At 73.5% G+C, this 26,876-nt stretch carries 22 protein-coding genes; 7 read left to right on the forward strand and 15 right to left on the reverse strand.

Annotation, left to right across the window (positions count from 1 at the left end):
- Positions 1–40: 40 nt before the first annotated feature.
- The 3 genes from ACFFRH_RS27265 to ACFFRH_RS27275 all read right to left on the reverse strand — a co-directional run bounded on the left by ACFFRH_RS27265 (position 41) and on the right by ACFFRH_RS27275 (position 3,707).
- The gene (locus tag ACFFRH_RS27265) at positions 41–931 is read right to left on the reverse strand and encodes a glycoside hydrolase family protein (protein ID WP_386160538.1); all 891 of its coding nucleotides are present in this window, start codon (positions 929–931) and stop codon (positions 41–43) included.
- A gap of 498 nt (positions 932–1,429) precedes the next feature.
- Positions 1,430–2,752, reverse strand: a complete 1,323-nt coding sequence (locus tag ACFFRH_RS27270; protein ID WP_386160540.1) for a lanthionine synthetase LanC family protein — start codon at positions 2,750–2,752, stop codon at positions 1,430–1,432.
- A 145-nt stretch (positions 2,753–2,897) separates the two neighbouring features.
- Positions 2,898–3,707, reverse strand: coding sequence for an inositol monophosphatase family protein (locus ACFFRH_RS27275; protein ID WP_386160541.1), 810 nt, complete (start codon positions 3,705–3,707; stop codon positions 2,898–2,900).
- A 329-nt stretch (positions 3,708–4,036) separates the two neighbouring features.
- Between ACFFRH_RS27275 and ACFFRH_RS27280 the strand changes: the two genes are divergently transcribed.
- Together ACFFRH_RS27280 and ACFFRH_RS27285 are read left to right on the forward strand one after the other, a co-directional pair.
- Positions 4,037–4,777, forward strand: a complete 741-nt coding sequence (locus ACFFRH_RS27280; RefSeq protein WP_386160543.1) for a GntR family transcriptional regulator — start codon at positions 4,037–4,039, stop codon at positions 4,775–4,777.
- Between the two features lie 171 nt (positions 4,778–4,948).
- Positions 4,949–7,249: a helix-turn-helix transcriptional regulator gene (locus tag ACFFRH_RS27285; RefSeq protein WP_386160545.1), complete on the forward strand. Its 2,301-nt coding sequence runs from the start codon at positions 4,949–4,951 to the stop codon at positions 7,247–7,249.
- 160 nt (positions 7,250–7,409) lie between these two features.
- Here ACFFRH_RS27285 and ACFFRH_RS27290 read toward each other — a convergent pair whose 3' ends face one another.
- From ACFFRH_RS27290 to ACFFRH_RS27335, 10 genes are all read right to left on the reverse strand, one after another.
- A complete protein-coding gene (locus tag ACFFRH_RS27290; RefSeq protein WP_386160547.1) occupies positions 7,410–9,053 on the reverse strand; it encodes an FAD-dependent oxidoreductase in 1,644 nt (547 codons plus the stop codon).
- Position 9,054: 1 nt separating this feature from the next.
- A complete protein-coding gene (locus ACFFRH_RS27295) occupies positions 9,055–9,195 on the reverse strand; it encodes a hypothetical protein (protein WP_386160549.1) in 141 nt (46 codons plus the stop codon).
- 45 nt (positions 9,196–9,240) lie between these two features.
- On the reverse strand, positions 9,241–11,841 hold the full coding sequence (gene clpB / locus ACFFRH_RS27300) for an ATP-dependent chaperone ClpB (protein ID WP_446697426.1): 2,601 nt from the start codon (positions 11,839–11,841) through the stop codon (positions 9,241–9,243).
- Positions 11,838–12,359, reverse strand: coding sequence for a chaperone modulator CbpM (locus ACFFRH_RS27305; RefSeq protein ID WP_386160553.1), 522 nt, complete (start codon positions 12,357–12,359; stop codon positions 11,838–11,840). Before ACFFRH_RS27305 ends, clpB begins: the two co-directional genes overlap by 4 nt.
- Positions 12,356–13,306 carry a DnaJ C-terminal domain-containing protein gene (locus tag ACFFRH_RS27310; RefSeq protein ID WP_386160555.1) on the reverse strand — a complete coding sequence of 317 codons (951 nt, stop codon included), beginning with the start codon at positions 13,304–13,306 and terminating at the stop codon, positions 12,356–12,358. The genes ACFFRH_RS27305 and ACFFRH_RS27310 overlap by 4 nt, the downstream gene beginning before the upstream one ends.
- Positions 13,306–13,980 (reverse strand): nucleotide exchange factor GrpE, encoded by a 675-nt coding sequence (locus tag ACFFRH_RS27315; protein WP_386160557.1) that lies wholly within the window; start codon positions 13,978–13,980, stop codon positions 13,306–13,308. Before ACFFRH_RS27315 ends, ACFFRH_RS27310 begins: the two co-directional genes overlap by 1 nt.
- A complete protein-coding gene (gene dnaK, locus ACFFRH_RS27320; protein WP_386160559.1) occupies positions 13,973–15,871 on the reverse strand; it encodes a molecular chaperone DnaK in 1,899 nt (632 codons plus the stop codon). The genes ACFFRH_RS27315 and dnaK overlap by 8 nt, the downstream gene beginning before the upstream one ends.
- 392 nt (positions 15,872–16,263) lie before the next feature.
- A complete protein-coding gene (locus ACFFRH_RS27325; RefSeq protein ID WP_386160561.1) occupies positions 16,264–16,746 on the reverse strand; it encodes a YflT domain-containing protein in 483 nt (160 codons plus the stop codon).
- Positions 16,747–16,962: 216 nt separating this feature from the next.
- Entirely contained in the window at positions 16,963–17,604 is a 642-nt protein-coding gene (locus tag ACFFRH_RS27330; RefSeq protein WP_386160563.1) for a response regulator, read from the reverse strand.
- 203 nt (positions 17,605–17,807) lie between these two features.
- A complete protein-coding gene (locus tag ACFFRH_RS27335) occupies positions 17,808–18,917 on the reverse strand; it encodes a sensor histidine kinase (RefSeq protein ID WP_386160565.1) in 1,110 nt (369 codons plus the stop codon).
- Between the two features lie 156 nt (positions 18,918–19,073).
- On the opposite strand from ACFFRH_RS27335, the gene ACFFRH_RS27340 reads away from it, so the two are divergent.
- Together ACFFRH_RS27340 and ACFFRH_RS27345 are read left to right on the forward strand one after the other, a co-directional pair.
- Complete coding sequence (locus ACFFRH_RS27340) at positions 19,074–19,760, forward strand: ABC transporter ATP-binding protein (protein WP_386160567.1); 687 nt, start codon at positions 19,074–19,076, stop codon at positions 19,758–19,760.
- Positions 19,757–20,491 carry an ABC transporter permease gene (locus ACFFRH_RS27345; protein WP_344749163.1) on the forward strand — a complete coding sequence of 245 codons (735 nt, stop codon included), beginning with the start codon at positions 19,757–19,759 and terminating at the stop codon, positions 20,489–20,491. Before ACFFRH_RS27340 ends, ACFFRH_RS27345 begins: the two co-directional genes overlap by 4 nt.
- A gap of 146 nt (positions 20,492–20,637) precedes the next feature.
- Here ACFFRH_RS27345 and menD read toward each other — a convergent pair whose 3' ends face one another.
- Positions 20,638–22,296: a 2-succinyl-5-enolpyruvyl-6-hydroxy-3-cyclohexene-1-carboxylic-acid synthase gene (gene menD / locus ACFFRH_RS27350; RefSeq protein ID WP_344749162.1), complete on the reverse strand. Its 1,659-nt coding sequence runs from the start codon at positions 22,294–22,296 to the stop codon at positions 20,638–20,640.
- Positions 22,297–22,537: 241 nt separating this feature from the next.
- The gene (gene menB, locus ACFFRH_RS27355) at positions 22,538–23,389 is read right to left on the reverse strand and encodes a 1,4-dihydroxy-2-naphthoyl-CoA synthase (RefSeq protein ID WP_344749167.1); all 852 of its coding nucleotides are present in this window, start codon (positions 23,387–23,389) and stop codon (positions 22,538–22,540) included.
- 151 nt (positions 23,390–23,540) lie between these two features.
- Here menB and ACFFRH_RS27360 point away from each other — a divergent pair, with 151 nt between their 5' ends.
- The 3 genes from ACFFRH_RS27360 to ACFFRH_RS27370 all read left to right on the forward strand — a co-directional run bounded on the left by ACFFRH_RS27360 (position 23,541) and on the right by ACFFRH_RS27370 (position 26,761).
- On the forward strand, positions 23,541–24,701 hold the full coding sequence (locus ACFFRH_RS27360) for an AMP-binding protein (RefSeq protein WP_344749161.1): 1,161 nt from the start codon (positions 23,541–23,543) through the stop codon (positions 24,699–24,701).
- A gap of 50 nt (positions 24,702–24,751) precedes the next feature.
- Entirely contained in the window at positions 24,752–25,126 is a 375-nt protein-coding gene (locus tag ACFFRH_RS27365; RefSeq protein WP_344749160.1) for a hypothetical protein, read from the forward strand.
- A gap of 195 nt (positions 25,127–25,321) precedes the next feature.
- Positions 25,322–26,761 (forward strand): RNA polymerase sigma factor, encoded by a 1,440-nt coding sequence (locus ACFFRH_RS27370; RefSeq protein ID WP_344749159.1) that lies wholly within the window; start codon positions 25,322–25,324, stop codon positions 26,759–26,761.
- Positions 26,762–26,876: the final 115 nt, after the last annotated feature.

The following is a 26,876-nucleotide window of genomic DNA, read 5'->3' on the forward strand; positions in this document are numbered from 1 at the left end:
GACCGGCCGATCCGGGGCACGGCCGGTGGCCGTGCCGTGATCAGCGCAGTTCGGTACGGAGCTCGTGCGCCCCGTCCGCGCGGGTGTACTCGTAGTAGAGCCGCCGCCCGCCGCCCGGCAGGTCCACGATGTCCAGGTAGCGCAGGCCACCGCCCGCGTGCGGCGAGACCGCGACGGGCGCGGTGCCGAGCGGGGTCAGCTCCGCCGGGTCGGCGCCGACCGCGACACCGGTCTTCTCCTCGTAGTTCTCCGACGCGGTGGCCCTGCCGTCGTAGAAGGCCACCACCCTGTCGCCGAGGAAGCGGACCGCCGCCACCCGCGCGCCCCGGGCGTCCCAGACGCCGGGACGGCCGCTGAGCGCGGTGCCCTGCCAGGTCCACTCGATGCCGTCGGCGCTGGTGGCGTAGTCGCTCACCATCTGGTCGGCCTCGTCGGCCTCGTCGAGCGGGTGGCAGGAGGCCCACAGGTGCCACACGCCGTCCCGCGGCACGATCACCGGGTCCTTGACGCCGGTCTTCGGGTCGCCGGGCAGCACGACCCGTCGCTGCGAGGCCCGGAAACCGGACGGGTCGTCGGCCTCCAGCACCTCGACCCGCCAGTGCTTGGTGTCGTAGGTGGCGCAGCTGAGGTAGAGCCTCCAGCGCCCCTCCGGCGTGCGGATCAGGGTGGGCCGCTCCAGCGACTCGGTGTCCATCTCCTCCCTGCCGATCGTGAGCAGGGTCTCGAACCGCTCACCGTCGGTGGAGCGGGCGACGGCGACGGCGTAGCCGCGGCCCTCGCCGACGGGGCGGCGCAGCCGGTAGGCGAGGTAGATCAGGCCGTCGCTCGCCACGGCGCTCGGGGCACCGGCCCAGTGGCCGGCACCCGGCTGCTCCGGCTCGATGGCGACGGTCGAACGGTCGGGGTCGGGAAGGAAATCCTCGATTGTCACGACACCGAGATTAGGCAAGCCTTGGGTAGCACTCACGGAGAATCACCAATCGTCATCACGAGCTTTGTCACCCCTTGACGGCCAAAGGGCACATCATCCTCATCTTTGGTCCCTCCGGTGCGAGGGGCACCGGTGGCCACCGCCCCTCCACGGCCGGATCGGCACGATCGGGCGTACCGGGGGTTGACACGGTCCGGGGTTTCGGGGCGGCGCCGGGAGACGTGTCCGTGGCGCCGGGCCCGTCGGAGGCCTCGATGCCCGACCGTACAGGGTGCGGGGACGTGCACGGACTCGCCGACCCCCGTGTCGGCCCCCGTGCCGCGCTCTCCCGCGCCACCGGGGCGCGGCGGCCCGCGCCGTTCCCGCCGAGGACCTCGCGGCCCCACCGGCCCCACCGGCCCCACCGGCCCCGCTCGCCCCGCTCGCTCTCTCGTCACCCTCGTCGGCGATGACCGGCCGGCTCACCCGCGGCACGCCTCTCACGATCGTCCGGGACCGTCAGGACTGGCGGAGCGTCGCGCTCGGCAGCGGGATGGCGGGGAACGGGTTGTCCGGGGGCAGGACGAGCCGTCTGGCCTCCTGCGGGCGGGCGGTGGCGTCCAGGTGCAGGAGAGCGGCTCCGATGCCCGCCGCGCCGACCATGTAGCCGGTGTCGGCGGTGACCTCCCAGGGGCGCAGCCGCCGGTAGGCCTGGTACCAGCGGGTGCCCCTGCCGTCGTGGCCGGTGGCCCGGCCGGTCAGGCTCTCCCCCAGCGTGCGGGCGAACTCCAGGTGCCGGCGGTGGCCGGTCGCCGCCCAGAGCCCGACGAACAGCTCCACCAGACCGGCGGTGCCGCAGCACTGGCAGGCCGAGTTCCAGGATCCGCCGCTCTGGCTGGCGGGGGCGCCGCTGCGGACGACCCCCCTGGCGAGCCGCTCGGCCCAGTCGAGGTCCCCGGCGTCGCCCGACACCCGGTGCAGCTCGTAGAACATCCGGGCGACCCCGGCGGAGCCGGAGCAGAAGCCCAGGTAGTGCAGGTCGCGGCCCTGAGGGATGTGGTGCGGCACCAGCGCGCACCGCTCGGTCACGGCGCTGACCGCGCGGACGAAGTCGGCCCCCCTGCGGGAGGCGCCGAGGAAGCCGCTCTCGCCGGTCACGCCGTACAGGCGGGCGAGCAGGAAGGCGGTCCCCGCGGTCCCGGACAAAAAGCCCGGGGTGACCGCGTCCAGCGGCAGGTCCGCGCAGGCGCCCTCGCCGAAGCGGTGGCCGGGGACGACGAGCGTGGCGATGCGGGCGCCGGCCTCGACGGCGACCTCCTGGTAGGCGGGCACCCCCAGGATGCCCGCGGCGTGCAGCAGGCCGAGGATGATCCCGCCGTCGCCCCGCTGCGCGGGATCGCCGGTCCAGCCCAGGCCTCCGTCGATGGGGCGGGCGCTGCGCACGATGCGGTCGGCGACGGCGCCGGCCTCGACCTCGAAGGTCCCCTCGCCGGTGGCCCACCCGGTCTCGGCCAGGGCGAACATCACTCCGGCCAGGCCGTGGTGGAGGGAGAGGTCGGCCTGCTCCCGCCAGGTGGCGGTGAGGTAGCGGGCTCCGGCCCTGGCGTCGTCCAGATAGCCGTCGTCGCCGGTGGCGGCGGCGAGCTCCAGGAAGAACAGGATGATCCCGGCCGCCCCCGAGTACAGCGACAGGGGGTGGTCGGGCATCGCGGCCCGGCCCCGGGGATCGGGGTTGGCCCGCCAGTGGCGCCCCCGCTCGTCGTCCACCGCCGCCGAACGAATCCAGCGCGCGGCCCCGATCGCGGCGGCCAGCGGGCTCTCGGCCTCCGGCTCCAGGCTCATGGCGGCTCCTTCGTACGGCGAGACAATCATTTTACCTGTATTTCCTACAGGATCAATAGGTAATGCGGTGGCCGACACGCGGGACCCGCTCGCGCGAGAGTCTCCCGTCCCGGCCGACACGGCCACGCCCGCGGCCCCGCCCGGCTCACCGGCGCTCAGGCCGGCCGTGGAGGAGCAGGTCGCTCATGACCGACCCCGCCAGGTCGAAGCCTCCGACGTGGGCGAGGTAGCCGCCGGTCTCGAAGACCGACCCGTCCAGCGGGATGAAGACGCCTCCCGCCCGGCGGATCAGCAGCGACCCCGCCGCCATGTCCCACGGACTGACCCTACTGCCGTAGGCGACGTCCGCCCACCCTCCCGCGACGTGCGCCAGCTTGAGCGCGGTGCTGCCGGGACGGCGCGTGGAGGCGAACGCCTCCACCATCCTGCCGAACCGGCGCAGCGCCTCCTCCCCCACCTCGGCCAGCTCCCAGGGGGTGGGGTAGCTGGTCAGCAGCACCCCCTCCCGGTCGCGGGCGGCGCCGGAGCTGCGCAGCCGCACGCCGTTGCACCAGGCCCCGCCCAGGTCTGCCCGGAACTCGTCGTCGCGCACCGGGTCGTACACCACCCCGGCGACCACCTCGTCCCCGACGGCGGCGGCGATCGAGACGCAGAAGAACGGCAGCCCGGCGGCGAAGTTCGCGGTCCCGTCGATCGGGTCGACGTACCAGCGGATCTCGCCGGAGCCTCTGCTGCCGCCCTCCTCGCCGACGATCGTGCTCCCCGGCACGTGCCTCTCGATGACCTCCCGGATGGTCTCCTCGGCGGCGCGGTCGTGCTCGGTCACCGGGTCGTGGAAGTCTCTCTTGGTCTCGACCGCGGGACGCGACCTGAACGCCTCGCGGAGCGGGCCGCCCACCGCGCGGGCGGCCTCGACCGCGATCGCGGAGAGCTCTGTCGCGGTGCTCTGGTCCATGCTTCCTCCAGGCTTCCTCCGGTCGGTGACGCGGGCGGCGGCGCGAACCGGCCGCCCGCGGGAGGCCGGCGGCTCGTCCCGCCCCCGGGCGCCCCGCTCCCCGCCATCCCGCCGCCGGGCGCGACGCCGGGTGGCCGGGCCCGGGAACGTTCCGGCGTGCCGAGCCCCCCGCACGCCGCGCCGGACCGCCGCGCCCCGCCTCCCATCCTGTACGAGGACCCCGGCCCCGTACGCGTCCGCCGGGCATCTCGGCGAACCCTGGCCGGTTTTTGTCAAGATATTCTCGTGTCCGCTAGCCTGACGGCGCGGCGTGTCAACCGGGAGGGCGAATGACGGCGCAGCTCGCCATCGATCTCGACCGGTCCAGCCCGGTCCCGCTCTACTTCCAGGTGGCCGAGCAGATCTCCGAGGCCATCTGCCGCGGCGACCTGCCCCCCGGGGCGCGGCTCGACAACGAGATCCTGCTCGCCGACCGGCTGGGCCTGTCGCGGCCGACCGTCCGCCAGGCGATCCAGTATCTGGTCGACAAGGGCCTGCTGGTGCGCAAGCGGGGCGTCGGCACCCAGGTGGTGCACGGCCAGGTCAAGCGTTCCGTCGAGCTGACAAGCCTCTACGACGACCTGCGCAAGACCGGCCAGGAGCCGGCCACCAGGGTGCTGGTCCTGGGTCCGGCCCCGGTGGAGGAGGAGGTCGCCGCGGTCCTCGGCGTCACGCCCGGCACCGAGATGCTCCGCCTGGAGCGGATCCGCTACGCCGCCGGGGAGCCGCTGGCCCTGATGCGCAACTGGCTGCCCTCCGATCTCGCCCCGCTGACCGCCGAGGGCCTCCAGGAGCGCGGGCTCTACGAGATGCTCCGCGCCGCGGGGGTGCGGATGCGCGTGGCGAACCAGCGCATGGGGGCACGGGCGGCCACGGCGGCCGAGGCGAAACTGCTCGGCGAGCGGCGCGGGGCCCCTCTGCTCACGATGGTCCGCACCACCTACGACGACCAGGGCAGGGCCGTCGAGCACGGCTCCCATATCTACCGCGCCTCGCACTACTCGCTGGAGGTCACGCTCATCGAGCGCTGACCGGGCGCCGACCGGGCGATGGCCGGGCGGCGGGGGCCGTGAGGTCAAATCTGTGCCAAACCACCGGTACGCGCCGGTGCCCGGCGCGTGATGATTCGTCCCCTGGGGATGTCATACGCGTAACCACTGCTCAGGAAGCCCGCCGTATGACCCCAGATCCGAGACAAGACCATGCGCGGCCGGAAAGATGAGTGGGCGGCGGTCCTCGCCCTGCTGGCAGGCGTCACGTCCGCGACCGGGAACGTCATGCTCGTCGAGGGCGAACCGGGGACGGGGAAGTCGCTGCTGCTCGCCGAGGCCGCGAGCGTCGCGACCGCGCGGGGGACGGCGGTGGCGAGCGGGCGGGCCGACGAGCTGGGGCGGCTGACCCCGCTGGGACCGCTGCTGGCCGCGCTCGGCGAGTCGCCGACGACCCCCGTGCCCACGACCGTGAACGCCTTCCCCGACGGGCCGGGACTGCTGCTGTGGCTGGCCGAGCAGGTCCGGACCTCGCTGGAGCGGAGGCTGGCCTCCGGGCCGCTGCTGGTGGTGCTGGACGATCTCCAGTGGGCCGATCCCGCCACGGTCATGGCTTTGCGGACGATGCCCTCCCGGCTCGCCTCGTACCCCGTGGCGTGGCTGCTGGCCTGCCGCGACACCCCGGCCCGTGGCGAGGCGGGACGGCTGTTCGACCTGCTGGCCGAGGAGGGGGCCACCCGGATCGTCCTGTCCCCCCTCGACGAGGGGGCGGTCGCCGAGGTCTCCGCCGACATCCTGGGCGCGGTCCCCGGGGAGGGACTGACGGCGCTCGCCGCCCAGGCCGGCGGCAACCCGCTCCTGCTCGCCGAGCTTCTCACCGGGCTGCGCGAGGAGGACGCGATCCTGGTCGAGGACGGCGTCGCCCGGCTGGCCGGGATCACGCCCGCCGGGGCGGTGCTGCCGAGGCGCCTGCACACCGCCGTCCGGCGGCGGCTGGACGAGCTCGCCACCAGGACCCGGTACCTGCTGGAGGCCGTCGCGGTGCTCGGACGCTCGTTCACCCCGGCGTACGCGGCCGAGATGCTCGGCGAGACCCCGGCCGCGCTGCTTCCCCCGCTGGAGGAGGCGCTGGCGGCCGGTGTGCTCGTGGCCACCCGCGACGAGCTGACGTTCCGGCACGAGCTGGTGTGGCGGTCGATCGTCGACGAGGTGCCGTCACCGGTGCGGCGGGCACTGCGGGAGCAGGTCGACCGCGCCGCCGGGGCCCGCTGGACCCTCTCACCCCGCGGCGGCGACGGCGGGACGGGGAGACTCGTGGACCTGGCCCTGCTCGCGTGGGACGAGGGCGGGCTCTCGCGAGGGCTGGACCTGGCGCGCGAGGCCGTGGAGCGACCGGCCTGCGGCCGGCACCGGCAGCCGAGGGCGGTGCTGGCCTCGATGCTGATCGACCTCTGGCTGCTGGACGAGGCGGAACTGGCGACGGAGAGCGCCGCCGAGGAGGCCGACGCCGAGGGTGAGCCCGGGTGGGCCGCCGAGATCCCCGTCCTGCGCGCCCGGCTGGACCTGGCCGCGGGCCGGCTCGGCGGCGCGATCGAGCACGGGGAGGCCGGTCTGGCCGCCGCCGGGACCCTGGACGCCCCGCTCCTGGCCTCCTCGGCCCTGTCGGTGCTCGGTACCGCGTCGCTGCGGTCGGGCGACCTGCCCGGGGCCATCAGGTACATGGAGCGGGACCTGATCAGGTCGGCGCCCGGCATTCCGCCCCGCGCCCGGCTGCGGTCGGAGCTGGCGGCCGGGCGGATCAGCGAGGCCCGCGACGGCGCGGCGGGCGGCATGAGCTCGCTCGGCGGGATCTACGACGCGCTGCCCCGGCACCTCGGGGCGCTGACCGGCGAGCCCACCGCGGCGGCGTGGCTGGTACGGGTGGCGATGGCGGTGGACGACCGGCGCAGGGCCGACGCCGTGGTCGGCGCGGCCGAGGACGTCGCCCGGCGCAACCCCGCCCTGCCCGGCCCGTCGGCGTCCGCCCACCACGCGCGAGGACTCCGGGAGGGCGACGCCGAGGCGCTGGGCCGCGCGGTGGCCGGGCACACCGACCCCTGGGCGAGGGGGTCGGCCGCCGAGGACCTCGGCGTGCTGCTCGGCTCGGGCGACGGCCGCAGGGACCTCGCCGTGGAGAGCCTGAAGACCGCGCTGGCCTGCTACGGGACCGTCGAGGCCGCCCGGGACGCGGCGCGGGTACGGGGCAGGCTGCGGCTGCTGGGCGAGCGGTGCCGCCACTGGGCCAGGACCGACCATCCCGTGTCGGGGTGGGCCAGCCTGACCGGTACCGAGCAGGCCGTCTGCGACCTGGTCTCCCAGGGGCTGACGAACCGGAACGCCGCCGAGCAGATGTTCATCAGCGAGCACACCGTCGCCTTCCACCTGCGGCAGGTCTTCCGCAAGCTGGGCATCCGCTCGCGGGTCGAGCTGGCCAGGCTGGCGGCGGAGGAGAACGGACACCGGCGCCCTCTCTGAGGCTCCAACGGCCACCGGCGCCCTCTCCGGGGCCTCGCGGGACGGGTCCCGACCTCACCGGGCCGATCCGCACGCCCCGCCGGGCGGAACTCCGGGACGACCGTGTCACGCGCCGTGTCACGCGCCGTGTCACGCGGGGTCCGAAGGCGGGCGGGTCCCGTCAGGCGGGACTGCGGACCGTGCGGGACGCGTGCTGGGGCATCTCCCTCGCGACGTGCTCGTGGGCCAGCCGGACCGCCATCGCACCCTCCCCCACCGCCGAGGCGACCCGCTTGACCGACTGGCTCCTGACGTCGCCCACCGCGAAGACCCCCGGCAGGCTGGTCTCCAGGGGCAGGCCGCCCTCGAAGCCGGTGACCACGAAGCCCCGGCGGTCGAGGGTGAGGGCGGAGGACAGCCAGCCCGTACAGGGGTCGGCGCCGGTGAGGACGAACAGGGAGCGCGTCTCCAGGAGCGCTCGCGTCCCCGTGCGGCGGTTCTCGGTGAGGACCGCCTCCAGCGTGCGGGTGCCGACGAGCTCCCGTACCTCGGTGTCGAGCATCACCTCCACCCGGGGGTGGTTCCCGATCCGGTCGGTGAGGTAGCGCGACATGCGCTCCCCCAGGTCACCGCCGCGGACGACCAGGCTCACCGACGAGGCGTGCCGGGCCAGGAAGTCGGCCGCCCGACCCGCGGAGTCGCCTCCTCCCACGACCACGACCGGCCCGCCGCCGCAGAGTCCGGCCTCGGCCACGGTCGCGGCGTAGTGGACGCCGTTGCCCTCGAAGAACCCCAGGCGCGGCACGTCGAGCCTGCGGTAGCGCGCCCCGGTGGCGATCACGATCGTGCGGCCCCTGACGGGCCGTCCCTCGCCGAGGCCGACGTCGTAGTGGTCGTCCAGCCGATCCAGGGAGACGGCCTCGGCAGGGACGCCGAAGCGGGCGCCGAACCTCCTGGACTGGATCACGGCCCGCTCGGCGAGTTCCGCGCCGGAGACGCCCGGGGGGAGGCCGAGGTGGTTCTCGACGCGGGAGGAGGCGCTCGCCTGCCCTCCGGCCGCGACCGCGTCCAGCACCACCGTGTCCAGCCCCTCCGACGCCCCGTACAGCGCGGCGGCCAGGCCCGCGGGCCCGGCTCCCACGATGACGAGGTCGTGGACGTCGCCGGGCGCGGTCCGCGCGGGCAGTCCGATCGCGCGGGCCAGCTCGGCGTCGGAGGGGTTGCGCAGGACCCGGGTCCCGCCCAGGATCACCACGGGGGTCTCGTCCGGCGCGACGCCGAGGTCGAGGACGAGCGCCTCGGCCTCCTCGTCCTCCTCCAGGTCGGTCCAGCGGTGCGGCAGCCGGTTCCTCGCGGCGAACTCGCGCAGCCGCCGGCCGCCGGGCGAGTGGCGGGAACCGACGATCCCCAGCCCGGCCCCGCCGGGGACGGGCGGCGAGCGGCGGGCGAGGTAGGCCCGCAGGACCAGGTCCCCGATCCCGTGGTCGCGGGCGACGATCCTCCTCAGCCACTCGACGGGGACCGTCAGGACCTCCCCCGCCTCGCAGACCACCGACGTCAGGAACGACCTCCGGCCGGTGATCGCCTCGAGCCCGCCCAGGAAGCGGCCCGGCCCGTGGATCCACAGGACCCGCTCGTCCTCGACGACGGCCACCTTGCCCGTGAGGATGACGACGAACTCCGGGTGGTCCTCCCCCTCCTTGATCAGGACCTCGCCCGTCCGGACCGGCCTGCGGACGCCGCAGGTCGCGAGTCTGCCGATCTGTGCCTCGTCCAGGCGGGGAAACGCCCCCCGGTGGTCCGGGGTCTCGGCGAGCGCGTCCATCTCAGCCGCTCCTCTCACCCACCTGCTCGTTCACCGGCTCGCCCACCGGCTGGTTCACCAGCGTGATCGCGCCCTCCACCCAGGCGCGCCGCCCGGTGGGCGCGGGCGTCCGGTTCCTCTTCCCGCGACTTCGGCGTCGCACGATGTTCGATGACATCACCGGCCCCCCTCATCCGCAGGTGGCGGCTCACCCGTAGGTGACGACGAGCTCGTCCCCGGCGAGGTCCACCCGGACCACGGCCCCCTCCTCCGCCTCTCCCGACAGGAGCGCGCGGCCGATGCGCGTCTCGACCTCCCTGGCGATGAACCGGCGCAGCGGGCGCGCGCCGTACACGGGGTCGTAGCCCCGCTCGGCGATGTGCCGCAGCGCCGCCTCGGTGACCTCCAGCCGGACGCCCCGCTGCTCCAGGCGGGTCCGCAGCTCGACGAACATCAGGCCGACGATGCGCTCGATCTCCTCGGGGGTGAGCGGCTTGAAGATCACGATGTCGTCGACGCGGTTGAGGAACTCGGGACGGAAGTGCGAGCGCAGCTCGGTCATGACGTGCTGCTGCGCCTCGGGCTTGATCTCCCCGGTCGGCGTGACGCCGTCGAGGAGGTACACGGAGCCGAGGTTGGAGGTCATGATCAGGACGGTGTTGCGGAAGTCGACGGTCCTGCCCTGCGCGTCGGTGAGCCGCCCGTCGTCGAGCACCTGCAGCAACGTGTTGAAGACGTCGGCGTGCGCCTTCTCCACCTCGTCGAAGAGCACCACGGAGTACGGCTTGCGCCGCACGGCCTCGGTCAGCTGGCCGCCCTCCTCGTACCCGACGTAGCCGGGGGGCGCCCCGACGAGGCGGCTCACCGTGTGCCGCTCCTGGTACTCGCTCATGTCGATGCGGATCATGTTGTCCTCGGTGTCGAAGAGCGCCTCCGCGAGCGCCTTGGCCAGCTCCGTCTTGCCGACGCCCGTCGGCCCCAGGAAGATGAACGACCCGATCGGGCGGCGCGGGTCCTTGATGCCGGAGCGGGCCCTGATGACGGCGTCGGCCACCAGCCGTACCGCTTCGTCCTGGCCGATCACCCGCTCGTGCAGGATCTGGTCGAGCCGCAGGAGCTTCTCCCGCTCGCCCTCGCGCAGCCGGCTCACCGGGATGCCCGTCCACCGGGAGACGATCATCGAGATCTCCTCGTCGGTGACGACCTCGCGCAGCAGGCGTGACGTCCCCTGCTTGGCGGACAGCCGTTCCTCCTCGGCCTCCAGCCGCCGCAGCAGCTCGGGCAGCCTGCCGTGCCGCAGCTCCGCGGCGCGGTTGAGGTCGTAGTCGCGCTCGGCCCGCTCGGCCTCCGCGCGTACCTGCTCCATCTCCGCGCGCAGGGCCTGGACGGCGCGCAGGGCGTGCCGCTCGGCCTCCCACTGCGCCCGCATGGCGTCGGCCTCGGCGTGCAGGTCGGCGAGCTCCCTGCGCAGCTCCTCCAGCCGGGTCCCGCTCGCGGAGTCCTCCTCCTTGGCGAGCGCGGCCTCCTCGATCTCCAGGCGCATCACCCTGCGGGTGAGCTCGTCGAGCTCGGCGGGCATCGAGTCGATCTCCGTGCGGAGCATCGCGCACGCCTCGTCCACCAGGTCGATGGCCTTGTCCGGCAGGAAGCGGTCGGAGATGTAGCGGTGGCTCAGCACGACGGCCGCCACCAGCGCGCTGTCCTGGATCTTCACCCCGTGGAAGATCTCCAGGCGCTCGCGCAGGCCGCGCAGGATGGACACGGCGTCCTCGACCGACGGCTCGTCGACCATCACCGGCTGGAACCGTCGCTCCAGGGCGGCGTCCTTCTCGACGTGCTTGCGGTACTCGACGAGGGTCGTCGCCCCGATCATGTGCAGCTCGCCCCGGGCGAGCATGGGCTTGAGCATGTTGCCCGCGTCCATGGCGCCCTCGGCGGCCCCGGCGCCCACCACGGTGTGCATCTCGTCGACGAAGAGCAGGATCCGCCCCTCGGCCGCCTTGACCTCGTTCAGCACCGCCTTGAGCCGCTCCTCGAACTCGCCCCGGTACTTGGCCCCGGCCACCAGCGAGCCCATGTCGAGGCTGAAGACCGTCTTGCCCTTGAGCCCCTCCGGCACGTCCCCGTGGCTGATCCGCAGAGCGAGACCCTCCACGATGGCGGTCTTGCCCACGCCGGGGTCGCCGACGAGGACCGGGTTGTTCTTGGTCTTGCGGGACAGGATCTGGACGACGCGGCGGATCTCGGCGTCGCGCCCGACGACCGGGTCGAGTTTGCCCGACACGGCGTCCGCCACCAGGTCGCGCCCGTACTTCTCCAGCGCCTCGTACGCCACCTCGGGCATCGCGGACGTCACCCGCTGGTTGCCGCGGATCGCGGTGAGCGCCTTGAGGAAGCCGTCCCTGGTCAGTCCCTGCTCGTGCAGCAGCCGCCCGGCGGAGGTCGAGCTGCCCTCCTCGATCAGGGCGATGAGCAGGTGCTCCACCGACACGTACTCGTCCTTCAGCCGGTCGGCCTCCCGCTTGGCCGTCTCCAGCAGGCGCGAGAGCCGCTGCGTCACGTAGACCTGGCCGGGCGAGGCGCCGGGACCGCTCACCTGGGGGCGGCGGCCCAGCTCCGCCTCCAGCTCGGTCCTGAGCCGGTCGGTGTCGACGTTCGCGTACGAGAGCAGGCGGGGCGTCAGCCCCTCGGGCTGGTCGAGCAGGGCGAGCAGCAGGTGCTCGCCGTCCACCTCGGTGTGCCCGAAACGCAGGGCCTTGGTCTGCGCGTCGTGCAGCCCCTCCTGCGACTTCTGCGTCAGCCGGTTCATGTCCACGGCGATCCTCCGATGGGTCGGGGACGACCGCGCTGGGCGGCCTCCAGGTCGGCGATGCGGTCCAGCAGGTCCAGTACGAGGCCGAGCGCCGCGTAGTTGATCGAGAACCCGGCCCGCAGCCGCCGGATCCGCGCCATGGTGAGCAGCTGGGAGGGCGGGAGCCACAGATGCCCGGCGGCGTCGGTCCGGGCGTCGAGCACGCCCAGCACGACGAGGCGCCGCACCAGCTCGGGGTGGGTTCCCGTCGCCCTGGCGAACGTCTCCAGATCCAGGCGCTCGGGCCTGGCCAGCTGGTAGGTCCTGCCCGTCTCCCGCGAGGTCTCCCGCTGAGCCTCTCCCCGGGTCTCCTGCCGCGTCTCCTGCCGGGCCTCCCGGCGGCCCTCTCGGGTACGAGAGGCCGCGCCCTTGCCCGAGGCGGGCCCGGCGCGCTCTCCGCCGGCCGTGCCCGCCCGCGGGCGGGCGGGGGGCGGGCCCGGGCGGGGCGTCCCGCGCTCCGGGAACGAGTGGGTCATCTCCGCCTCCTCGGGTCGAACGCGGAGACCGCGGCGAGCTGCTCGAACAGCTCCCGCTCCTCCTCCGCCAACCGGTCCGGGACCATGACGCGCACCTCGGCGTACAGGTCACCGGGCTTGTCGCCGCGGCTGGGCATCCCCCGGCCACGCAGCCGCAGCCGCCTGCCGCTGGACGTCCCCGACGGCACCTTGACCTTGGCCTCGCCCGCGGGGGTGTCGACCGCGACGGCGGCGCCGAGCGCCGCCTCCCACGGGGTGACCGGGAGCAGGACGTGAAGGTCGCGCCCCTCGATCCGGTAGCGGGGGTGCGGGGCGATCCTGATGATCAGGTAGAGGTCTCCCGGGGGCGCCCCGTCGCCGCCCCTGCCGCCCTGCCCGGCCAGCCTGACGCGCTGCCCGTCGGTGACGCCCGGCGGGATGTCGACCCGCAACCCGCGCGAACCGACGGTGATGGAGCGAGGCCCGCCCCGGTACGCCTCCTCGACGGTCAGGACGATCTCGGCCTCCTGGTCGGCACCGGGGATCGGCCCCCAGCTCGCGCCGGGCCGGCCCCTCCTGCCGGAGAACAGCCCCCCGAAGAGGTCGTCGAGATCGACCCCCTCCTGGAAACCGCCGAAACCCGCGCCCGCGCCCGCACCCCGGGCACCGGCCCCGCCCCGGCCGGCGCCCGCGCCGCGGCTCCTGGCCCGTGCCCACGTCTCCGGGTCCACGTCGTCGGGCACCTGGCGGAACTCCGGCCCGAACGCGTCGTAGCGGCGCCGGGTCTCGGGGTCGGACAGCACGCTGTAGGCCTCGGAGACCTCCTTGAAGCGGTCCTCGGCGGCCGGGTCCTTGTTGACGTCGGGGTGGTTGGCCCGCGCCAGCTTGCGGTAGGCGCGCTGGATGTCCTCCTGGCTCGCCCCCCGCCGCACGCCGAGGATCTCGTAGAAGTCCCGGTCGGGGGGCATCATGCCCCCTTGGCCACCACGACCAGCGCGGGCCGCAGCTGCTGTTCGCCGTCCCCGTAGGCGGGACGCAGCACCTGCAGGACCGTGCCGTCGGGAACGCCCTCCCGCGCGAGCACGCCCACCGCCTCGTGCCTGGCCGGGTCGAACACGGCCCCGGTGTCGTCGCGGCGCGCGTAGCCGAGGCGGGACAGCACCTCCTGCGCCTGGTCGCGGATCGCCCGCATCCCGTCCACGATGGAGCCGGGATCGGTCTCCGCGTGCTCCAGCGCGCGGTCCAGGTTGTCCAGCACGGGCAGCCACTCCCCGGCGGCCCGCGTCCGCTCCTCCGACCGGGTCCGCTCGGCGTCCCTGCTGACGCGCTTGCGCAGGTTGTCGAGGTCGGCGAGGGCGCGCCGCCAGCGGTCCTGGAGATCGGCCACCAGCTCCTGGAGCTCCAGGACGCGGTCCCGGAGGCCGTCCGTGGTGTCCGAACCGTCGGAGGTGCCCGAGGTGTCGTGGGCGCCTTGGGCGCCTTGGGCGTCGGCGTCATGGGCGTCGGCGTCATGGGTGCCCGCCTGCCCCTCCTGGACGTCCGGCTCCCGGTCCCGCGGCTCCCGGCCGGGCGGGTCGTACCCGCCGCGCGGTTCCCCGGCACGGCGCGGGACGGACCGGCCACGCCCGGGTGTCTCACTCATCGGTCGTGAACTCCGCGTCGATGACGTCGTCGTTCCGGCCACCCGGGGAACCGGGCGCCCCCGCGGCTCCGGGGCCGCCCGCGGCCCCCTGGGCGCCGGAGCCGGCCGCGCCGAGGCTGTGGTAGACCTGCTGGAGCTCGGCGGTGAGCGAGCGGACCCGGTCGAGCGGGGCCTCCTGCTTGATCGCGTCACGGGCGTCGTGCGCCAGCATGTCGGCCCGCGCCTTCTCGTGGACCGGCACCGAGTCGCCCAGCTCCGCCAGGCGGTGCTCCACCTGGTAGGCGGCGCTGTCGAGCTCGTTGCGCGCGTCCACCACCTGCCGCATCCGCTGGTCCTCCTCGCGGTGCCGCTCGGAGTCGGCGACCATCCGCTCGACCTCGCTCATGTCCAGGTTCGAGCTCTCGCTGATCGTGATGCGCTGCTCGGCGCCGGTGTCCTTGTCCTTGGCCGAGACGTTCAGGATCCCGTTGGCGTCGACGTCGAAGGTCACGTCGACCTGCGGGACGCCACGGGGCGCCGGACGGATGTTCTCCAGCCGGAACCGGCCCAGGGAACGGTTGTCGGCGGCGCGCTCGCGCTCGCCCTGCAGCACGACGACGTCCACGGCGCTCTGGTTGTCCTCGGCGGTGCTGAACGTCTCTGAACGGCGGGCCGGGATGGTGGTGTTCCGCTCGATGACCTTCGTCATCACCCCGCCGAGCGTCTCGATGCCCAGGGAGAGCGGGGTCACGTCGAGCAGCACGACGTCCCTCAGCTCGCCCTTGATCACGGCGGCCTGGACCGCGGCGCCCAGCGCCACGACCTCGTCCGGGTTGACCGTCATGTTCGGTTCCTTGCCGCCCGTCATGCGGCGTACCAGGTTCTGCACGGCGGGCATCCTGGTCGAGCCGCCCACCAGGATCACCTCGTCGATGTCGTCGGCGGTGAGCTTGGCGTCGGCCATCGCCTGCCGGACGGGGCCCTTGCACCGTTCGAGCAGGTCGGCGGTGATCTCCTCGAAGGTCGAGCGCCTGAGCGTGGTGTTCAGGTGCTTGGGACCCGAGGCGTCCGCGGTGATGAAGGGCAGGCTGATCTGCGTCTGGGTGACCGCCGACAGCTCGACCTTGGCCTTCTCCGCGGCCTCGAACAGCCGCTGCAGGGCCTGGGGGTCCTGGCGCAGGTCGATGCCGTTGTCCCGCTGGAACTCGTCGGCGAGGTAGTCGACGACGCGCCGGTCGAAGTCGTCGCCGCCCAGGTGGGAGTCGCCCGCGGTCGCCCGTACCTCCACGACGCCGTCACCGATGGCGAGGACGCTGACGTCGAAGGTGCCGCCGCCCAGGTCGAAGACGAGCACGGTCTCGCTCTCCTGGCGGTCGAGGCCGTAGGCGAGGGCCGCCGCGGTCGGCTCGTTGATGATCCGCAGGACCTCCAGCCCGGCGATCTTCCCGGCGTCCTTGGTGGCCTGGCGCTGGGAGTCGTTGAAGTACGCGGGCACGGTGATGACCGCCTCGGTGACCTTCTCCCCCAGGAACTTCGAGGCGTCGTCCACGAGCTTGCGCAGGACGGCCGCGGCGATCTCCTCGGGCGCGTACAGCTTCTCTTTGATCTTGAAGCGGACGGCCCCGTCGGGGCCTGGGACGACGTCGAACGACACGGCGGTCAGCTCGCTGGCGACCTCGTCGTGGCGGCGGCCGATGAAGCGCTTGGCCGAGTAGATCGTCCCCTTGGGGTTGAGGATCGCCTGGCGGCGGGCCAGTTGCCCGACCAGGCGCTCACCGTTGTCGGTGAACGCCACGACCGAGGGCGTCGTCCGCGCTCCCTCGGCGTTGGGGATCACCGTGGGCTTGTCGCCCTCCATCGTGGCGATCACCGAGTTGGTGGTACCCAGGTCGATTCCGACTGCTTTAGGCATGCTGCCCTCCTATGCGCTGTGGCACCGGCCGCGCTGTGGCACCGGCGCTCGCCGGACGGCACCGCCGCCCCGCCCACGACATCCCGGCGACCCCGGGCTCGGTGGTTCCGCGCCTCGCCCGGACCCGGCGAAGACGCGGGCCCGGTTGAAGATCGAGCTCAATACGGCCCGGACCCGACGAAGACCAGGACCCGGCGACGACCGGGGCCCGGCGGAAACGCGAGACCCGGTGAACCCGGCAGCCCGGCCGGCGACCCGGCGATCCGGTGATACGGCGACCAGACATCCGGGCACGGGACGGCGGCGCGGGCGACGCCGCCCGCGCCCGGCGCCCCGTCCGTCCGGGCTCCGGCCCGAAGGCCGGGGACCGGAGGACCGGAGGCGGACGCCGGTCAGATCTGCTGATGCATCTGCTGTGACGAGCCCACGTCGAGCAGCCTGCGCGCCTCGGCGGCGTGCGGGGCCGCGACCAGTACCTCGTAGCGGTCGGCGACGATCGCGCTCGACGAGAGGAAGTCGCGCTTGCCCCCGGTGAGCGCGTGGCCGACCAGTCCGAAGATCGCTCCGGCGATGGCGCCCCAGATCAGGCCCCACAGGACCAGTACGAAGGGGAACCGCCCGGGAGTGAAGATCGCGAAGAACAGGCCGATCAGCAGTCCGAACCAGGCTCCGGTCGCCGCGCCCATCCCCGCGGCGCGAAGATAGGTCAGCCGCCCGAGCACCTGCTCGACGAGCCGGAGCCCCACTCCGACGATCATCGTGTGCTCGACCGGGAACTTCTGGTCCGACAGCCGGTCCACGGCACGCTGGGCCTCGGCGTAGTCACCGAAACCCGCCACCGCCTCGTAGCCGGTCAAACTGACGTCAGGTCGCATGGCACTTCCCTTCGACGGGCACCCGTGAGGTGAATCCGTACGCGATCCACCCTGACCCCGTGAAGGCGTCCCCACATCCCCAGACCTGACAGTCATCGGCCGTTCCACCGCCCCGGGGCCGGTGTCCCCGACCCGGCCGATCGAGGACCAGGCCCTACCGGAACCGGCCGTTCCCGCCACCCCCGGGCCGGTGTCCGCCGGTGTTCCCCGGCCCGGTCAGTCGGGGACCAGGCCGTGCCGGAAGGCGTAGGTCACCGCCTGGGCCCGGTCACGCAGGCCCGCCTTGGCGAAGAGATTGTTGATGTGCGTCTTGACCGTCGCCTCGGAGATGAACAGCTCCCCGGCGATCTCCGTGTTCGAACGGCCCGCCGCTATCAGCCCCAGCACCTCGCTCTCCCTGCGGGTCAGCCCGTCCGGCAGGTCCGGCGCGCGGCGGCTCCCGGCCACCGCCTCGGCGAGCCGTCGCTGGACGGCCGGGTCGAACTGGGCCTCGCCCCCGACCACGGTGGCGATGGCCGAGGCCAGGGACTCCGCGTCGGCGTCCTTGGTCAGGTAACCCCGCGCCCCCGCGCCCAGCGCGGCGAAGACCGACTCGTCGTCGGAGTACGTCGTCAGGACCACCACGTGGATCTCCGGGTGGGCCGCCCTGATCCTGCGGGTCGCCTCCACCCCGTCCATGCGGGGCATCCGCAGGTCCATCAGGACCACGTCGGGCCTGAGCGAGTCAGCGAGCCCGACCGCCTCCCGCCCGTCGGTCGCGGCCCCCACGACCTCGATGCCGGGCAGCAGCCCCAGCAGCAGCACCAGCCCCTCGCGCACCACCGTCTGGTCGTCGGCCACCAGCACCCGCACGGTCACCCCGGCCCTCCTCGTCCCTCACAGTCCTTCGAAGTCCCCCGCGGTCCATCGAACCCTCGGAAGCCCCTCGCGGTCCATCGAAGTCCCTCACCGTCCCTCGCCGTCCCTCGAAAGCCCCTCGTCGTCTCCCGAAGTCCCTCGGAACCCGCCCCCGGGCCCCGGTGCCGTTCCCGCCCCCGTGGCGGAACGACATCGCGGGCGGCTCACGCCGGGACCCGCAGCAGGACCTCGAAGCCCTCCGCGCCCGGCCGCGCGGCCAGCGAACCACCGATCAGCTCGGCCCGCTCGCGCATCCCCACCAGCCCGTATCCCCCTCCCTTCGACACTGACGAACCCGGCGAACCCGGCGGGCCGCCCGTGTCGCGCACCTCCAGCTCGCACCACGCCCCGGTCCGGCGCAGCGCCACCGACACCGCGGCACCCGGCGCGTGCTTGCGCACGTTCGTTAGCGCCTCCTGCGCGGTCCTGGCCACCGCCAGCCTGGCCCCCGCCTCCAGCGAGCCGAGGTCCCCGGTGACCGAGACCGCGCAGGACGAGCCGGTCACCGACCGGAACTCCACCGCCAGCCGCTCCAGCCGCTCGGCCAGCGGAAGCTCCTGCCCGCGCAGCGCGTCGAGCGCCCGGCGGGTCTCCTCCAGCCCGGCGCGCGCCAGCCGCACGGCGCGGTTGACCCGGTCGAGGGCCGCCGCCGGGTCCTCGCCCCGCTCCAGCAGCAGCCGCGCCCCCTCCAGGTGGACGATCTGCGCCGACTGCGAGTGCGCCAGGATGTCGTGGACCTCCCTGGCCAGCCGTGCCCGTTCGGCCAGCACGGCCTCGCCCGCCCGCGCCTCGGCGAGCGCCACGGCGTGCTCCCTGGTCGTCTTCACGTACCGCATCAGGAAGACGACGACGGCGACGTAGGTGAGGCCGAAGAGATTGCCCCACACCTCCCAGTCCCGCAGCCCGACCAGGAGGGACAGGCCCGTCGTCCCGGCCATGTCGGCCGCGACCAGGAGCACCGCCGGCCAGAAACGGGTCCTGAACGGCGCGGTGAAGACGACGACGTACAGGAACCCCATGCCGCTGTAGCGACTGATCGCGTGCAGGGCGAGCCCGCCGGCCAGGGTGGCCGCGAGCAGCCAGGCGTTGCGCCGCTCGTCCCGGCCCAGCAGCGCCCCCACGCAGCAGCCGAAGGCGGCGGCGCCGAGAGGGAGAACCGTGAGCAGGCCCGGCCGGCCCATCTCGACCACGGCGAGCAGCGGGCTGAGAAGCAGGTACACCGCCAGCGCGACGGCGAGGAGGCATCGCACCGAGGGACGGCGGAGGAACGTCACGACCACAAGCTATCCATGCCTCCGGCACCGGGCCATGGGCCCCGGGGTGGAGATCGTCTCCACCCCCGGCCGCCGCCCCCTCCTCCCGGGTGGACGCCGCGGGTTCCACCCCCGGGACCGTGCTTCCCCACCCGCTCCGGGGCCATCGTCGAGGGCATGTCAGCAATCAGCGTCACCCACCTCGGCAAGTCGTTCGGCGGGGTACGAGCCGTCGACGACCTGTCGTTCACGGTGGAACGGGGAACACTCACGGCCTTCATCGGCCCCAACGGGGCGGGCAAGACCACCACCCTGCGCATGATCCTCGGCCTGGTCACGCCCACCGAGGGCGGCGCGGCCATCGGCGGCGGCCCCTACCGCGACCTGGAGCGCCCGGTCTCCACGGTCGGCGCGGTGCTGGAGGCCACGGCCTTCCACCCGGGCCTGAGCGCCCGTACGCACCTGGAGGCGCTCCGCCTCGCCGCGGGGCTGGAACCCGGGCGCGTGGAGCACGTGCTGGAACAGGTCGACCTCACCGCCTCGGCCGGCCGCAAGGTGGGCGGCTTCTCCCTGGGCATGCGCCAGCGGCTCGCCCTGGCCTCCGCCCTGCTGGGGGACCCGGAGATCCTCATCCTCGACGAGCCCGCCAACGGCCTGGACCCGGAGGGCATGCGCTGGCTGCGGGGCTTCCTGCGGGCCTACACCCACCAGGGGCGCACGGTCCTGGTCTCCACGCACGTGCTCGCCGAGATCCAGCAGATCGCCGACCACGCGATCGTCTTACGGGCCGGACGCCTCGCCTGGCAGGGCCCGCTCAGCCCGGAGACCGACCTGGAGGAGCTCTACATGGAGGTGACCGCATGACCGGCCTGATCCGCGCCGAGCTGCTCAAGGCGCGTGCGAGCCGCACCACCTGGATCCTGGCGGCCCTCGCGCCCCCGCTGTGCGTGGCCTGGGCGGGACTGATGGTCCTCCTGATGGGACAGGGCGGCGGGACGCCGCTCGACGCTCGGATCGAGAACGTCTACAGCATGACCCAGCAGGCCTACGTCTTCACCCTGGTGCTCGGCGTGCTCGGCATGGCCGGGGAGAACCGCCACCAGACGATCACCTGGCAGTTCCTGGTCAGCCCCGGGCGGGACCGGGTGGTGAGGGCCAAGCTGGCCGCGTACGGGATCGTGGGCCTGGTGATCGCCACGGTCTCGGCGCTGGTCACGCTGGTGGCGGGCCTGGTCATGCTCGGCCTGGCCGGTCACCCCGTCTGGACCCCCCGGGTGCCCTCGGTCCTGCTCGGCTCGGCGCTCGCGGTCGTCCTGTACGGCCTGCTCGGGGTGGGGCTGGGAGCCCTGATCCGCAACCAGGTCGCGGCGGTGGCGGTGGCACTGGCCTGGTTCATGTACGCCGACTACCTGCTCGTCAGTTTCCTGCCCGACCTGGGCAGGTGGCTGCCGACCGGGGCGGCCCGCGCCCTGAGCGGCATGCCCCTGGGCGGCGCGCTGCTGCCCGTCTGGGCCGGCGGGCTGCTGTTCGCGGGCTACGTCGCGGTGACCGTGCTCGCCGCCCACGCGCTGACGCTCCGCCGCGACGTCACGTGACCTCGCCGTACGACGGCACCGACTGCACCGACGACACGAAGCGCGACACGGACGGCGTCACGGACCGTGGCGTGGCGTGGCGTCACGACCGGCCGTACCGGGTGATCCCGGGGGCGCGCGTCACCGCCTGCCCCCGGGAGCGCGCGTCACGCCGTGGCGTCGCGGACGGCGGCGTGGGCCGCGTCGCGCATCATGGCGTGCAGCCTCGCGTTGGACTCCCGGTCGGTGCGCACCTCGACCACCCGCAGCCCGTCGCCGCGCAGCGCCTTGACCAGCTGGCCCGGCTCGTCCACGAAGGTGTACGGCGTGCCGGTGGCCGCGGCCACGTAGCCCAGGTCCACCCCGTGCGAGGTGCCGAAGACCCGCTCGAAGGGGTCGCGCAGCGCGGCCTGGGGAAGCAGCGAGAAGATCCCTCCGCCGTCGTTGTTCACCACGACCAGGCAGAGGTCGGGGCGCGGCTCGCGGGAGCCGAGGAGCAACCCGTTCTGGTCGTGCAGGAAGGTCAGGTCGCCCATCAGGGCGTAGGAGGGGCCGTTGTGGGCGAGGGCGGCGCCGATCGCGGACGACACCACCCCGTCGATGCCCGCCGCCCCCCGGTTGGCCATGATCCGCAGCCCCCGGCGGGGACGCATCGCCTGGTCGAGGTCACGGATCGGCATGGAGGAGCCGGAGAACAGCAGCGACCCGTTGGGCAGCGCCTCCGCCAGGTCGCGGGCCAGGCGCGGCTCGCTGAGCCCCTCCCCGTCGAGCACCTCGTCGATCGCGTTCCTCGCCGCCGCCTCGGCGCGGCGCCAGGAGTGCAGCCACACGTCGTCGCCCGCGGCGACCGGGATCTCCACCACCTGGGCCACCTGGGTGGCCGAGCGGGTCGGGTCGGGCCAGCGGGTCAGGTCGGGGGCGACCACGATGTGCTCGCCCGCGTGCCTCAGCCAGTTGAGCAGCGGCCGGGACAGGCCGGGGCGGCCCAGGGTGACCACGACGTCGGGGCGGTGCCGGTCGGCGAACTCCGGGGTGCCCAGCAGGAAGTGGTAGGCCGACATCGCGTGGTCGCCGTAGCGGGCGCCGCCGTTGGGCTCCGACAGGACCGGCCACCCGGCCATGCCCGCCGCCGCCACGTATCTGCGCGTGTTGGTCGCGCCGTCGCCGACGACCAGCACGCCTCGCCGGGTCGGCGGCAGGTGCAGCGCCACCGGCGGGGAGGCCACCCTGGAACGGACCCACGGGCCTCCGGCGTCGCCCTCCAGGGACTCGCACCAGGACGGGTCGCCGTCCGGGATCAGCGGCTCGCGGAAGGCCACGTTGAGGTGGACGGGGCCGGGGTCGTACGGGCCCATCGCGCGCTGGTAGGCGCGGCAGGCCGTCGAGCGCCAGTAGGCGACCTGGCCGGGGCGGTCCTCGGGCACGCCGACCTCGCTGAACCAGCGGACGGAGGTGCCGTACAGCTTGATCTGGTCGACGGTCTGGCTGGCGCCGGTGTCGCGCAGCTCGGGCGGCCGGTCGGCGGTGAGCACCAGCAGCGGCACCCCCGACTCGTGCGCCTCGATGACGGCCGGGTGGAAGTTGGCCGCCGCGGTGCCGGAGGTGCAGATCAGGGCGACCGGACGGTCACTGCGGCGGGCCAGGCCCACCGCCAGGTAGGAGGCCGAGCGCTCGTCCACCCGCACGTGCAGCCGGATGCGGCTGTCGGCGTGCACGGCCAGGGCGAGCGGCGCCGAGCGCGAACCGGGTGCGAGCACCACGTCCGTGAGACCGCAGCGGGCCAGCTCGTCGACCAGCACCGTCGCGAGCGCGGTCGCGGGATTCACCGCACCGCCTCCTTATCTCCGCACCCGGGGGTGAGTCCGTCTTGAGGCGCGCGAAAGCGACCTCACCTACGCGGGACGGCGCGCCCGGGGACCGGACCCGTCCCGATCCCCGCTGCCCGGGGGCGGCGGGAGCACGTGCCCCCGCCGCACGCCGCCGCACTGGAACCTGCCTTCGGCCGTCCCTGAGGACGGCGGCCTGTCTTCGCCGCCCCCGGGAACGGTGACCCGTCTCCGGCCGACCCTAGGGGCGGCGCGGGAACCTGCCGAAGTCGGGGGTGCGCTTCTCCTTGAACGCGTTGCGGCCCTCCTGCGCCTCCTCGCTCATGTAGTAGAGCAGGGTGGCGTCACCAGCGAACTGCTGCATCCCCGCGGCGCCGTCGGTCACCGCGTTCAGCGCGCCCTTGAGCATGCGCAGGGCCAGCGGCGACTTGTCCAGCATCTCCCTGGCCCACTTGACCGTTTCCGCCTCGAGCTCGGCGAGCGGCACGACCGCGTTGACCAGGCCCCAGTCGAGGGCCTTCTGCGCGTCGTACTGGCGGCAGAGGTACCAGATCTCGCGGGCCCGCTTCAGGCCGACGGTCTCGGCCAGCAGCCAGGAGCCGTAGCCGCCGTCGAAGGAGCCGACCTTGGGGCCGGTCTGGCCGAAGACCGCGTTGTCGGCGGCGATGGACAGGTCGCAGCACACGTGGAGCACGTGGCCGCCGCCGATGGCGTAACCGGCGATCATCGCGATGACCGGCTTGGGACAGCGGCGGATCTGGACCTGGAGGTCGAGCACGTTGAGCCGGCCGACGTGCGGGGTGGACTTGTCGACGTAGCCGTCGTCGCCGCGGATCTTCTGGTCGCCCCCGGAGCAGAAGGCCCGGTCGCCCGCGCCGGTAAAGATGATCACACCGACCTCGGCGTCCTCCTGGGCGACGTTGAAGGCGTCCTTGAGCTCGAAGAGCGTCGTCGGGCGGAACGCGTTGTGCCGCTCGGGGCGGTTGATCGTGATCTTGGCGATGCCCTCGCCGGTCTCGTAGATGATGTCCTCGTACTGCCCGGACCTCTTCCAGTCGACCGCGCCGTCGCGCTCGGAGGCCGTCTCCGCCACCACCTGCTCGTCCACGCCCGGGTCGACCCGCTCCGTGCCCACGATGGCTTCACCCTCTCCGCTTTACCGGGACCACCCCGGCTGTTGTCCGGCATTCGGCACTAACCTTACGACTGTGATGACCATTCCTGTGCATGAGGAGTGGCTTTCCGTGCAACGGGAATTGCACGCCGTGGTGTCGGCGCCGGGCCCGGAGCTGTTCCGGGCCGTCGGCGCGGCGCTGGACGGCCGCGGCCCCGCCGTACTGCCCCTCTCCCCCACCCTGCCCGCCCCCGCGCTGCGGGCGACGCTCGACGCCCTGCGCCCGACCCACGTCGACGGGGTCCCCCGCGAGGGCGGCGTCGGCGTGCCCGCCGAGGTCGCGGTGGTCATCGCCACCAGCGGCTCGACCGGCGCGCCCAAGGGCGCGCAACTGTCCGCCGAGGCCCTGCTCGCCTCCGCGTCGGCCTCGCTGCGACGCCTGGGAGCCGGGCCCGGCGAGCGCTGGCTGTGCTGCCTGCCCCCCTCGCACGTGTCCGGCCTGCAGGTCCTGGTGAGGTCCCTGCTGGGCGGGACCGAGCCGATCGTGCACGACGGGTTCTCCCCCGAGGCCGTGCTCTCCAGCGGCGCGGACCACGTCTCGCTGGTGCCGACCCAGCTGCGCAGGCTGCTCCAGACGGATTCGACGCGCCTGCCGCCTCTGTCGACGTTCAGGACGATCCTGCTCGGCGGCGCCGCCGCTCCCCCCGGCCTGCTCGCCGCGGCCCGCGCGGCCGGGGCCCGGGTGATCACCACGTACGGCATGAGCGAGACCTGCGGCGGGTGCGTCTACGACGGCGAGCCCCTCGACGGGGTCGGGGTCGACGTCGGCGACGACGGCCGGATCCGCCTGGACGGGCCCGTGCTGTTCTCCGGCTACCGGCTGCGCCCCGACCTCACCGAGGCCGTCCGCGACGGCGGCTGGTTCCTCACCTCGGACCTGGGTGTCCTGGAGGGCGGGCGGCTGCGCGTGCTGGGGCGGGCCGACGACGTCATCAACACCGGGGGCGAGAAGGTCGTCGCCGCGGCGGTGGCCGCCGTGGTGGCCGAGCATCCCGCGATCGCCGACGCCGCCGTGGTCGGCCGCCCCGACCCCGAGTGGGGCGAGCGGGTGGTGGCCTTCGTCGTCTCGTCCTCCCCGCCGTCCCTGGCCGAGTTGCGCGCCTTCGCCAAGGAGCGGCTGCCCGCCTACGCGGCCCCCGCCGAGCTGGTCATTGTGCCCGAAATACCGCTTTTGGCCAATGGCAAGCCAGATCTTGAAACTCTCCGTTATGGTCGTGATCGGGAACCGTGAAGGTGCCGTGACACGTCCAACAGGTAGCCGAAGCAGGAAGGACAAGCCCGATGAACGTCACCCGGAAGACATGGGTCTCGGCTGGAATCGTGAGCCTGGTCCTCGCCGGCGGCATATCCGTCACGGCGGCCGCCGCGTCGGGCGGGATCGGGAGGGCGGAGAAACCGTCGGCCGAGCCGGTGCCGATCGCCCCGAACGAGCCGGGACCGCCCTCGCACGAGCCGTCTCCGACCACACCCACCCCTCCCGCCGAGGACTACGTGGTGTCCAAGGAGATCAACCCCGACCCTGAGAAGGTCGTCGGCTACTGGAACGAGAACCGCCTGGAAGAGGCGGAGCCCTTCCCGATGCCCATGGTCGACGGCCCCGTGCTCGAAGGCTCTCCGGGCCCGGCGGAAGAGGGCCCCGTGGAAGTGATCGAATAGGCTCTCCCGGGCGCCCAGGTGCGGGTGGATCGCCGGGAAGGCGGTCCGCCCTTCACATTTTCCGGGTCGGGTCGGGAACAGAAAGTTCTTGACTGGGGTTATTGGTACTGGTGCGCTGAGCGGCCCCCAGACCGCCCCACCCCAAGACCAGCAGACCGTAAATTCAGAAGACTCCGTGATGGAGGAGGTGTCCTCATGCCCCCAACCGCCGTGGCGACCTCATCTGAGGCCCCGACGACCCTCGACCAGCTCCTTGACCGAGGGCGAGTCCAGGGCCACCTTTCCCTCGCGGAGCTGCGCCACGCCTTCGCCGAGGCGGGCATCAGCCCCACCGAGGGCAGGTCGATCCTGCGAGAGCTCACCGAGGCGGGCGTCAGCCTGGCGGCCGAGAACGAGCCCGCGCTGTCCGGCGCCAAGAGCACCCGTAAGACCCCCGCCAAGACTTCCGCCAAGACCCCGGCCCGCAAGGCCAAGGCCGCGCCCGCGCGCAAGGGCGCGGCGAAGACCGAGACCACCGAGGCCGGTGCCGCCGCGCCGGACGCCGCCGCCACCGGAGCGGAGCCCGCGGGCGGCCTCAAGGCCGCCAGGGCCGCGAGGAAGACCGCGACCGCGAAGGACGTCAAGGACGGCAAGGACGCCGCGGCGGAGCTCGACGACGAGTGGAACCCGCCGGAGGAGGCCGAGGTGGAGGTCGAGCCGACCCTCGACCTCGACGACCAGTCCTCCGTCATGGGCGACTCGGTGCACACCTACCTGAAGTCGATCGGCCGCCGCACCCTGCTCACCGCCGCGCAGGAGGTCGAGCTGGCCAAGCGTATCGAGGCCGGGCTGTACGCCGAGTCCAAGCTGGAGGCCGAACCGGGCCTGTCCGCGGTCGCCCGCGACGACCTGGAGTGGATCGCCGAGGACGGCCGCCGGGCCAAGGACCACATGCTGGAGGCCAACCTCCGCCTGGTCGTCTCCGTGGCGAAGAAGTACACCGACCGGGGCATGGCCCTGCTCGACGTGGTCCAGGAGGGCAACCTGGGCCTGATCCGCGCGGTGGAGAAGTTCGACTACACCAAGGGCTACAAGTTCTCCACCTACGCCATGTGGTGGATCCGCCAGGCCATCCAGCGCGGCTTCGCCGACTCGGCCCGCACCATCAGGCTGCCGGTGCACGTGCTGGAGATGCTCTCCAAGCTGTCGCGCGTCGAGCGTGACATGCACCAGCGTCTGGGCCGCGAGCCCACGCCGGAGGAGCTGGGCGTCGAGCTCGACAAGACGCCCGACCAGATCGAGGAGCTGCTGCGCACCAGCCGCCAGCCGATCAGCCTCAACGCCACCATCGGCGAGGACGGCGAGACCACCATCGGTGACCTCATCGAGGACATCGACTCGCCCGAGGCCTCGGAGGTCGTCGACCGCCAGCTGCTGGGCGAGCAGCTGCGCGGCGTGCTCGGCAACCTCTCCCCCAGGGAGGCCAAGATCATGGCCCTGCGCTTCGGCCTCGTCGACGGCAAGCCCCACACCCTCGACGAGATCGGCAAGTATCTCGGCCTGACGCGCGAGCGCATCCGCCAGCTGGAGAAGGAGTCGCTCTCCAAGCTCCGCCACCCCAGCAACACCCGCCCGCTGCTCGACTGGGCCAGCTGACCCCGTCCGGCGGTCCTGAAGTTCCGAAGTCCTGAAGTTCCGAAGTCCTGAAGTTCCGAAGTCCTGAAGTTCCGAAGTCCTGAAGTTCCGAAGTCCTGAAGTTCCGAAGTCCTGA

The organism is Streptosporangium vulgare, from assembly GCF_042428775.1.
In the GTDB taxonomy this organism is placed as follows: Bacteria; Actinomycetota; Actinomycetes; order Streptosporangiales; family Streptosporangiaceae; genus Streptosporangium; species Streptosporangium vulgare.